The sequence below is a fragment of the Aquipuribacter hungaricus genome, from assembly GCF_037860755.1.
GTDB classification, from domain to species: Bacteria; Actinomycetota; Actinomycetes; order Actinomycetales; family JBBAYJ01; genus Aquipuribacter; species Aquipuribacter hungaricus.
The window spans coordinates 1-6,834 of the sequence record NZ_JBBEOI010000187.1 but is presented as its reverse complement, the minus strand read 5'-3'; the positions used below and the strand labels follow the sequence as shown (position 1 = coordinate 6,834).

The following is a 6,834-nucleotide window of genomic DNA, read 5'->3' as shown; positions in this document are numbered from 1 at the left end:
GCCGAGGTCCCCGGCGGCTGTGCCGGGTCCGCCGGGCCCGGGGTCGCGCACCCAGTCCAGGTCGAGGTCCGGCAGCAGGACGGGCAGCAGCACCGGCCGCCCTCGCGCCAGCAGAGCGCCGCGGAGCGGGCCCGTGCCCGGCTCGGCCGGCAGCGAGACATAGCAGGCGACGGGCCGGGCAGCCGGTGGGCCGGACGGGCGGTCGGTGACGGTGCCCCGCTCCGGGTCCCGGGCCCCCGCGGCGAGCAGCGCAGCGTCCACGTGGGAGGCGAGCGCCTGCTCCACCGCGGCGGCCACGGACGGGTCGCGCGTCGTCCGGCCGCCCCGCACCCGCGCGCGCGTCACCGCCTTGGCGGAGCGCGGTGGGGGCGACATGGGAGGATCCTGGCTGATCGGACACGGCGTCAGACCCCGGCGCCAGGCGGGAGGCACCATGAGCGTGCGCGCGCGCGTCGCCGTCGCGCTCGTCGTGGCCGCCGTCGTGCCGATCCTCGGGGTCTTCGGCGTGGTCGGCGTGCTGCTCCCGAGCTCGGTCGGCTTCAAGGACGAGCAGCGGCTCCACGAGGCCGCCACCGCGACCGCCTCGCTGCTGGCCCGCGACTGCGAGGCCGTGGCGGAGCGGGCCGCGCTGGTGGCGTCCCAGCTGCTCGTGGCGGTCTCGACCACGCCGGACGGCAGCCGCGAGCCGGACGTGATCGCCCGCGAGGCGGCGCAGGGGGTGACGGAGCGGCTCGCCCAGGACGGCTGGCTGCTCCTCGTCCTCGACGCCCAGGGGCAGGTGGTGGTGGCCCAGGGGGCCGAGCCGGGCCAGCAGGTCGACGCCGGGGTCGCCGACGACCGCTCGTGCAGCGAGGGGGCGCTCGGGTCGCCCGCGTCGCTCACGGCCAGGACCGGGTTCGCCGGCGAGAACTCCGAGGGTCAGCCGGAAGGGCTGGGGTCCGTCGTCGTCTCGGCACCCGTCGACGAGGCCTACCTCGCGTCCCTCGGCGAGCAGGTGGGCCTGACGGGGCGGCTGGGTGTCGTGGCCGACGGGGCCCTCGTGGCCTCCGGTGGCGACAGCCCGCTGGGCCGCGAGGAAGGCGACGAGCGCGAGCTCGCGGCCGAGCGGGAGGAGCTCGAGCAGGAGCTGGTCACCGAGGCCAGCAGTCCGAGGCTGCTCCAGGACGACGTCGTGAACATCGTCGGCGACACCGTCGGGGACCAGCCCTTCGTCGTCGCGGCGACGCCGCTCGGGGACGTCGAGGTCGTGGCGGTCGGCCGCGCTCCTACGTCGATCGACCGCAACCTCGCCCTCGCCTTCGTCGCCACCGCCTTCGGCACCGCCGCCCTGGTGTGGCTGCTGTCGGCGTCCCTGACCCGCCCGCTCACCGAGCTGGCCGAGCTCGCCCGCCGCATCGCCGCCGGCGACGACCTGCCCGCCGAGGCCTCCACCGACGGCGCGGCCGACGCCGACGCCGACGTCCAGGGCGTCTCCGCCGTGCTCGGGTCGCTCGCCCGGGACCTGCGCGCGAGCGAGGCCGACGCCCAGCGGCGGCGCGGGGCGTTCCTCGACGCGTTCGGCCGCTTCGGCGACGCCCTGCAGCAGACCCACGACCGCGACGGCCTGCTCCAGACCGTCCTGCAGGCGGCGCTGCTCGCGGCCGACGCCCCCATGGGCCTCGCGCTGCACCACGACCGGAGCTCCCGGCTCAGCAAGCGGGAGCTGTCCCTGCGCGCCCGCAGCCGCGGCGACGGCCCCACGACGCTCGACGACCTCACCCGGCGGACGCTGCTCGAGGTCGCCGAGCGCGCGCTGCTCGAGCGGACGGTCATCGAGGTGCCCGGGGACGACGAGCGCGGGCCGGTCCTCGCGGTCCCGCTCGGCAGCTCCAGCCGCCCTCTGGGCGCCGTGGTCGTCGCCCGCGAGGTCGGGGAGCCGGGCTACGACGCCGTCGCGTTCGAGGCGATCGGCGCGCTCGCGGGCAACGCCGGCACGGCCCTGGCCAACATTAAGGAGCACCAGGAGGTCGAGCGGCTGTCGGTCACCGACCCGCTCACCGGCGTCAACAACTTCCGGCACCTGTCGACCATGCTCGCCCGCGAGATGGAGCGGGCCACCCGGTTCGGGCACCCGCTCGGCGTGCTCATGCTCGACATCGACCGGTTCAAGCCCGTCAACGACACCTACGGCCACGCCGCGGGCGACGCGGTCCTGCGCGAGCTCGCCCGCCGGGTCAAGGAGTGCGTGCGCGAGGTCGACACGGTCGCCCGCTACGGCGGCGAGGAGTTCGCCCTGCTGCTGCCCGAGACCGACCTGGACGGGGCGGAGCGCCTGGCCGGCCGCGTCCTGACCGCGATCCGGTCGGAGCGGTTCCGCCTGCCGGACGGGACGCTGCGGCAGATCACCGCCTCCATGGGGGTCGCGGGCTTCCCGCACCACGGCGACACCGCGACCGCGGTCATGGGCGCGGCCGACGCTGCCCTGTACCGCGCCAAGACCGGCGGCCGGGACCGGGTCGAGGTCGCCCGCAGCCCGGAGGAGCTCACCGCCGGGTCGGCGCCCTCGGCCGGGGGTCCCGGTCTCGGCTCCCCGGAGCGCGACCTCGCCCCATAGGGTCCTGCCATGACGTCGAGCACACCCTCCATCCCCGGCCAGGACACCGTCGGACGGCGCACCACCAAGGCCGTCATCCCCGCCGCGGGGCTCGGGACCCGGTTCCTGCCGGCGACCAAGGCCACGCCCAAGGAGATGCTCCCGGTCGTCGACCGGCCGGCCATCCAGTACGTCGTGGAGGAGGCGGTCGCCGCCGGGCTCGACGACGTCCTCATGATCACCGGCCGCAGCAAGCGCGCGCTCGAGGACCACTTCGACCGCAACGCCGAGCTCGAGAGCTCGCTGCAGGCCCAGGGCAAGGACGAGCTGCTGCGCCAGGTCCAGGCCTCGACCGACCTCGCCTCCATCCACTACGTCCGCCAGGGCGACCCCCGCGGCCTCGGCCACGCCGTGCTGTGCGCCTCGCAGCACGTCGGCGACGAGCCGTTCGCCGTCCTGCTCGGTGACGACCTCATCGACCCGCGCGACCAGGTGCTGCCCCGCATGCTCGACGTCCAGGCCCGCTACGGCGGCAGCGTCGTCCTGCTGCTGGAGGTGCCGCAGGAGCAGATCTCCATGTACGGCTGCGCGGCCGTCACCGCGACCGGCGAGGACGACGTCGTCGAGGTCACCGGGCTGGTCGAGAAGCCCGCCGTCGCCGACGCGCCCAGCAACCTGGCGATCATCGGCCGCTACGCGCTGGACCCCGCGGTCTTCGAGGTCCTCCGCCAGACGCCGCTGGGCCGGGGCGGGGAGATCCAGCTGACCGACGCGCTGCAGACGCTGGCGACCACCGAGGGCGAGGGCCACGGCGTGCGCGGCGTCGTCTTCCGCGGCCGCCGCTACGACACCGGGGACCGGCTGGACTACCTCAAGACCGTGGTCCGGCTCGCCGCCGAGCGCGACGACCTCGGCCCGGACTTCCGCGCCTGGCTCGACGAGTTCGTCGCCGAGGGCGGCACGCGCGCGTGACCCGCGGGCGGGCGCGGGGGCGGGCGGGGCACGACGGGCCCGCCCGTCCTGGCGCCTGCCCGGGCACGGGGGCGGCATGAGCACCCCGGTGCCCACGGGCGACCTGTTCCCGGTCGACCAGCACGCGGCGGACTGCCTGGCCGTCCTGCGCCCGCTGGAGCCGGTGCGGCTGCCGCTGCTGCAGGCCCTGGACCGGGTGCTCGCCGAGGACGTCGTCGCGACCGCACCGCTGCCCGGGGACGACAACTCCGCCATGGACGGCTACGCCGTGCACTGCGACGACGTGGCGACCGCCTCGGTCGACACCCCCGTCATGCTGCCCGTGGTCGGCGACGTCGCCGCGGGCGGGCCCGACCCGGCACCGCTGGCACGGGGCACCGCCGTGCGTATCATGACCGGGGGGCTCATCCCCGCCGGCGCGGACGGCATCGTCCCGGTCGAGCTGACCGACGGCGGCGTCACCTCCGTGCGGCTGCGTGCCCCCGCCTCGCCCGGGCGCTACGTCCGACACGCCGGCGACGACGTCGCGGTGGGGGAGACGGTGCTGCGCGCCGGTGCCCGCCTGGGCCCGCGGCAGCTGTCGCTCGCCGCCGCGGTGGGGCGCGGCGAGCTGCTCGTCCGCGCCGTGCCGCGCGTCGTGGTGGTGTCCACCGGCGACGAGGTCGTCGAGCCCGGCGGCGAGCTGCTGCCCGGCCAGGTCTTCGACTCCAACGGTGTCGGGCTCACCGCGTCGGCCGCCGAGCTCGGCTGCGCCGCCGAGCGCGTCGGCGCGGTCCGGGACGACGCGGCGGGGCTCGCCGCCGTCATCGAGGCCGCCGTCGCCCGGGCAGACGTCCTCATCACCTCCGGCGGGGTGTCCGCGGGCGCCTTCGACGTGGTCAAGGCCCTGCTGCGCCGGACCGGGACCGTGCAGTTCCGCAAGGTGGCCGTCCAGCCGGGCATGCCCCAGGGCGTCGGCGTCCTCGGCGAGGGGCGCGTGCCGGTGTACTGCCTGCCCGGCAACCCGGTGAGCTCGATGGTGTCCTTCGAGGTCTTCGTCCGCCCCGCGCTGCGGACCCTGCTCGGCGAGGACCAGCCCGGGCACCGGGTCGTCCGCGCCGCGGCGGGGCGCGGCTGGTCGGCGCCGGCGGGCAAGCGGCAGTACGCCCGCGTGCTCCTGCGACCGGTGGACCCGGACGGCCACGAGCACCCCGACCCCACCGTCACGCACCTCTGCACCCCCGTCGGCGGGCAGGGCAGCCACCTCGTCGCGGACCTGTCGACGGCGGATGCGCTCGCGCTCGTGCCCGAGGACGTCACGGCGGTCGTGCCCGGCCAGGTGCTGGACTGCCTCGTCCTGGGCAGGGTGAGGTCGTGACCGGTCAGCAGGACGCGCCCAGGCAGGGCTTCACCCACGTCGACGCCTCGGGCGCGGCCCGCATGGTCGACGTCAGCGCCAAGGCCGTCACCGTGCGGGAGGCCACGGCCACCGGCCTGGTCCGCTGCTCGCCCGCCGTGGTGCAGGCGCTGCGCGACGACGCGGTGCCCAAGGGCGACGTGCTCGCCGTGGCCCGCATCGCGGGGATCCAGGCGACCAAGCGCACCCCGGAGCTGGTGCCGCTCGCGCACCCGGTCGCGGTGCACGGTGTCGTCATGGACGTGGAGGTCGTCGAGCAGGGGGTGGCGCTGCGGGCGACGGTCCGCACCGCCGAGCGCACCGGGGTCGAGATGGAGGCGCTGACGGCCGTCGCGGTCGCCGGGCTCGCGGTGGTCGACATGGTCAAGGCGCTCGACCGGTACAGCGAGATCACCGACGTGCGGGTGGTGGCCAAGAGCGGGGGGCGGTCGGGTGGCTGGGTCCGGGAGTGAGGAGCACGTGCCCGGGCGCCCGGAGCTGACCAGCGGCACCGCGCGCGTCGTCACCGTGTCCACCTCGGCGGCGGCCGGCTGGGCGGCGGACAGGTCCGGCCCGGTGCTCGTCGACGGTCTGCGCGCCCTCGGCCTGCACACCCCCGACCCGGTCGTGGTGGCCGACGGCGACGCGGTCGGCCGCGCCCTGAGGGCGTGCCTGCGCGAGGACGTCGACGTCGTCCTGCTCACCGGCGGCACCGGGCTGACCGCCGACGACACCACCCCCGAGCAGGTGCTGCCGCTGCTGGGCACCCTGGTCCCCGGCATCCCCGAGGCGCTGCGCGCGGACGGCGTCAGGCGCGGCGTCGCCACGGCGGTGCTGTCCCGCGGGATCGCGGGCGTGGCCGGCCGGACGCTCGTCGTGACGCTGCCGGGCTCCACCGGCGCCTGCCGCGACGCGCTCGAGGTCCTCGGGCCTCTGCTGCCGCACGTGCTGCGGATGCTCGCCGGGACGACCGCCCACCCGCACGGCAGGGGGGAGGCGTGAGGACCTGGCCGGTCGAGCTGCGCCACGGCCAGGTGCTGCTGCGGCCGCTGCGCCGGCGGGACCTCGTCGCCTGGAACGACGTGCAGCTGCGCAACCGGGAGTGGCTGCGGCCGTGGGAGGCGACCTCGCCCGACGGCGGGGTCCCGCCGACCTTCGCGCAGATGGTCGCCAGCCTGCGCCGGCAGGCCAAGGAGGGCCGCGCCATGCCCTTCGTCATCGAGGTCGACGGCCGGCTGCGCGGGCAGGTGACGGTGTCGTCCATCGCCTGGGGGGCCTTCCGCAGCGGCAGCGTCGGCTACTGGGTCGACCAGGCCGTCGCCGGGCGCGGGATCGTGCCGTGCGCGGTGGCCCTGACGGTCGACCACTGCCTCGCGGTGGGGCTCAACCGGCTCGAGGTGAACATCCGGCCGGAGAACGGACCGAGCCTCGCGGTGGCCCGCAAGCTGGGGCTGCGCGAGGAGGGCCTGCGGCGCCGGCTGCTCCACATCGACGGCGACTGGCGCGACCACCTGAGCTTCGCGGTGACCGCCGACGAGGTCCCGGACGGCCTGCACGCACGGTTCCACGCGGGCGGTGCGGGCCCCGGCCAGGAGCAGGTCGCGACACGCACCTGAGGTGCGGGGCGGGGGCGCCCGGCGCACCTACGGTCGTCGGGTGCCGACCGGCGGGATCATCTTCCTCACCATCCTCGCGCTGTGGGCCTTCTACCTGGTCCCGGTGCTCGTCAAGGAGCGCGCCTCGCGCCTGGACAGCCGCGCGGGCGACCGCACGTCGCCCGCGGTGCGGGTGCTCCAGCGGCCCCCGGCGCAGCGCCCGTCGCACCGGGTGGTGCTGACCGCGGACCGCCCCGTCGTGTCCGACGACCTGCCGGCGCGCCCGACCCGCGACCTCGCCGTCCGGCTGCGCGCCGAGG

At 76.7% G+C, this 6,834-nt stretch carries 7 protein-coding genes and 1 pseudogene; 7 read left to right on the top strand and 1 reads right to left on the bottom strand.

Annotated elements, in window-relative coordinates:
- Positions 1 to 375, bottom strand: a 375-nt coding sequence (locus WCS02_RS15580) for a 5-formyltetrahydrofolate cyclo-ligase (RefSeq protein ID WP_479688807.1), incomplete at its 3' end; no start/stop codon positions are given.
- A 58-nt stretch (positions 376 to 433) separates the two neighbouring features.
- Between WCS02_RS15580 and WCS02_RS15575 the strand changes: the two genes are divergently transcribed.
- The 7 genes and pseudogenes from WCS02_RS15575 to WCS02_RS15545 all read left to right on the top strand — a co-directional run.
- Positions 434 to 2,593 (top strand): GGDEF domain-containing protein, encoded by a 2,160-nt coding sequence (locus WCS02_RS15575; protein ID WP_340294874.1) that lies wholly within the window; start codon positions 434 to 436, stop codon positions 2,591 to 2,593.
- 9 nt (positions 2,594 to 2,602) lie between these two features.
- Positions 2,603 to 3,544 (top strand): UTP--glucose-1-phosphate uridylyltransferase GalU, encoded by a 942-nt coding sequence (gene galU / locus WCS02_RS15570; RefSeq protein ID WP_340294872.1) that lies wholly within the window; start codon positions 2,603 to 2,605, stop codon positions 3,542 to 3,544.
- A 76-nt stretch (positions 3,545 to 3,620) separates the two neighbouring features.
- Positions 3,621 to 4,901 (top strand): molybdotransferase-like divisome protein Glp, encoded by a 1,281-nt coding sequence (glp, locus tag WCS02_RS15565; protein ID WP_340294869.1) that lies wholly within the window; start codon positions 3,621 to 3,623, stop codon positions 4,899 to 4,901.
- Positions 4,902 to 4,963: 62 nt separating this feature from the next.
- Positions 4,964 to 5,392: a cyclic pyranopterin monophosphate synthase MoaC gene (moaC, locus tag WCS02_RS15560; protein ID WP_340294877.1), complete on the top strand. Its 429-nt coding sequence runs from the start codon at positions 4,964 to 4,966 to the stop codon at positions 5,390 to 5,392.
- Between the two features lie 7 nt (positions 5,393 to 5,399).
- Positions 5,400 to 5,921 (top strand): MogA/MoaB family molybdenum cofactor biosynthesis protein, encoded by a 522-nt coding sequence (locus tag WCS02_RS15555; RefSeq protein ID WP_340294866.1) that lies wholly within the window; start codon positions 5,400 to 5,402, stop codon positions 5,919 to 5,921.
- Complete coding sequence (locus tag WCS02_RS15550; protein WP_340294863.1) at positions 5,918 to 6,535, top strand: GNAT family N-acetyltransferase; 618 nt, start codon at positions 5,918 to 5,920, stop codon at positions 6,533 to 6,535. Before WCS02_RS15555 ends, WCS02_RS15550 begins: the two co-directional genes overlap by 4 nt.
- A 40-nt stretch (positions 6,536 to 6,575) precedes the next feature.
- Positions 6,576 to 6,834: pseudogene (locus WCS02_RS15545) on the top strand (hypothetical protein); the annotation flags it as partial.